Annotated in this window: 2 protein-coding genes; both read left to right on the forward strand. The window is 58.6% G+C overall.

Going from position 1 to position 2,804, the window contains the following annotated elements; genetic code table 11:
* Nucleotides 1-434: 434 nt before the first annotated feature.
* Complete coding sequence (locus O9255_RS14695) at nt 435-1,268, forward strand: WYL domain-containing protein (protein WP_297867614.1); 834 nt, start codon at nt 435-437, stop codon at nt 1,266-1,268.
* A gap of 787 nt (nt 1,269-2,055) precedes the next feature.
* Nucleotides 2,056-2,484, forward strand: coding sequence for a hypothetical protein (locus O9255_RS14700; RefSeq protein ID WP_297867615.1), 429 nt, complete (start codon nt 2,056-2,058; stop codon nt 2,482-2,484).
* Nucleotides 2,485-2,804 lie beyond the last annotated feature (320 nt).

Consider the following 2,804-nt stretch of genomic DNA (forward strand, 5'->3'; position numbering starts at 1 on the left):
CGTTAGGCGTTGGGTGCAAGGCGAGTTCGGTCCATACCGCCTGCGCCGTGTTGCACCTCGCATGCCGACTGCTGAGGCCGCCGCGCATGCCGTTTTCAACGGCGGCGGATCACCGGTTCGGTTTGTTCCTCGCGGGCGCAGGCACGAGACTCCTCGCATGCACAGCGAGACATCCGGCGGGCCAGGCATCAGGCCCGCCCGCGCCGGTCAGCAGCACGTCGCACTCAGGAACCACCGTCGAGTAGTCGGGAGCAGTTCTGGGCGGGCGCGGGCACCAACCAAGAGCCTCCACCTTCCGGGTTGCGTCAAGTTCTCGCTCCGGGCATCTTTCGCCTAACTATTCGCTCAAGCGGACAGTCCAATCGCTCCGCGATTGGAGCTGCCGCTTAGCTCAGACGTTAGGCAACACTGGAAGTTTCACGCAAGGAACGAACATGGCAATCCTGTATCTCCTCATTGCTGGCCTCGTACTTTGGGCGGCGTACAAGCTGCTTACTAAGTCACAGGTGGCTTCGTCACCCCCGAAAGACTCGGGGGATCAAGCCAGAATTACGCTGACGGTAAGTCAGGTCGGCGGCGTCACCCGGCGATCCGGTCACGACGAGGATCGAGACGAGTGGGAAGGAAGCTTTTGGGAGGTTGCTCAGCCGCTTCCGGCAAAAGCGAAGCTAAGGCTTTCTTACACCGACGGTGCAGGGCGCAATACAGAGCGCACGGTAGATGTTCGCCAGTTCGGCGTATTCGGTGATTCGGTTCTTCTTATTGGTCACTGCAACATACGTAACGCAACGCGAACGTTCAGGAGCGATCGCATTTCTTCATGCATCGACGAAGAGACTGGCGAGCTGGTCAATGACATCCGTGGTCATTTGCAAGCAAGGTACGACGCTTCGCCGGATCGCACGAAGGATCTTCTTCTTGTCGATGAGTACGACACTCTTCGGGTTCTGCTCTATGTCGGAAAGGCTGATGGTCAGCTTCGTGCCGCAGAGAAGGCCGTTATTCGCGAGACTTGCGTTGCGTTGACCAGCGACTCCCGCCTTACCGACAAATCGATTGATGAGTTGTTTACTGGCATGGACGTACCAACGCTTCAAGCGTTCAAGCTGGCTGTTGGCCGTCTAAGCAAGCGCGACGCAGCAGCGCAGGCCGTTGTTATGGCGGCTGCGGAGAAGATGGTTGCAACCCAGAAAGTCGTTCATGCATCAGAGCAAGAGGCTCTCGACTACATGAGAAAGCGTTTCGCCGGCAACGCAGGTGTTGCCTAACATTTCGCTCAAGCGGACAGATCAATCGCTTCGCGATTGATGCTGCCGCTTAGCTCCAGCGTTAGGCGTCGCAATCAGGCATGTTCATTGGGGTTTGTGGCGCCTCGCTCCGGGTCGGCCTTCCGGGGAGCAAACGTCCGCGCTGCTGTGCGGCTGCCCAGTCGGCGCGAAATGCCGGTCTGTTACTTCACGGCGTTCCTGTTGCATCATCGCTTTCGCGCCGCCTGGTCTGCCGGCATGGGCATCGTCGGTTGGCAGGCAGCAACCCATTTCGCGGGCTGTCAGTTCGGGCCATGCAGCATCCGGCGTGAGCGACAGCCTAACAACTCGCTCAAGCGGACAGTCCAATCGCTTCGCGATTGGAGCTGCCGCTTAGCTCGATCGTTAGAGGGATCTAGACAATGCGTCGCACGTTGATGCTGAGCTTTCTGGTTTGCCTAATGGCATGCGGTTGCTCGTCGGGAGAGAACGCCGACACGCCGCAAGCTGCGAAGGGAGATACGCCTATTCGTTTCGTTATCTGCAACTCCAGCAGCACGGGGTGCTTCGTGTCCGCTCGATTCAAGAGCTTTGAAGGATGCGAGAACTACAAGAGATGGGCAGGGATGCGCTGTGACAACGTGTCCATCCCCGGGGAGATGGTTTGCCGGGAAGTCAACGATAGTCTCGTCACTGCGTATTGCACCCAATGATCCCTCTAACAGTTCGCTCAAGCGGACCAATCAATCGCTTCGCGATTGATGTGGCCGCTTAGCTCAAACGTTAGGGCGCAAAGAGGTTTTCCCGCATGTCCGAGAAGTCCAGGTTCTGGTGGCGTTGGCTGCAGGCCGCATGCCTCGTAGTTCAAGGCTTTGGCGCCTTCATGGTCCTTTCGCCAAGTGGGACGAATGCCCTCTTTGGTTTCCTCGTTCTAGGCGATGCGGGAGCTATTGGTCAGTTCCACGAGCGTGCCGTTGACTATGTCGGCTTGCTGCATGCGATTCTCGGCTCCGTTCTCGTTGGCTGGGGTGTGGCTCTGTTTCTGGTGGTTCGCCAGTTCTACATGCAGCATCCCGAGCAGGTATGCCGGCTTGTGTTGCTCTCGCTTCTCTTCTGGGTTGTTCCGGATACGGCGTACTCCCTGTGGTCAGGTTTCTGGCAAAACGCCGTTCTCAATGCAAGCTTTATCGCACTCTTCGCACCCCCGCTGATTGCATGCAGGGTTCAGCGTGACTAGCGCCCTAACTACTCGCTCAAGCGGACAGATCAATCGCTTCGCGATTGATGCTGCCGCTTAGCTCCAGCGTTAGCGGGGCGGCGGTGGACGATGGGCTTACGGATCGTCCGCGCGAGTGCGAGATTTCCTACGCATTTTTCCGTAGGTGCTCCGACTGCCGCGTCGTTGAAAAAACTGCTAGAACAGCAAGGCGACCGCACGCGGCGCAAAACGCTTTTGCGACGGTGCGGTCGCCTTGCTGGTTCTGGAGTGCTTTTGCGCCGCCTTCGGCGCCCGGCGGGGCATCGTCGGGGTCGCATGAGGGGAGGGTCGGGCACTCG

Origin of the sequence: Silanimonas sp. (assembly GCF_027530345.1) — a bacterium.
Taxonomy (GTDB): Bacteria; Pseudomonadota; Gammaproteobacteria; order Xanthomonadales; family Xanthomonadaceae; genus Silanimonas.

What these genes read in the sequence shown, in the direction of transcription:
- O9255_RS14695 (WP_297867614.1), top strand. Translation starts at nt 435, where the DNA reads ATGGCAATCCTGTATCTCCTCATTGCTGGCCTCGTACTTTGGGCGGCG.
- O9255_RS14700 (WP_297867615.1), top strand. Translation starts at nt 2,056, where the DNA reads ATGTCCGAGAAGTCCAGGTTCTGGTGGCGTTGGCTGCAGGCCGCATGC.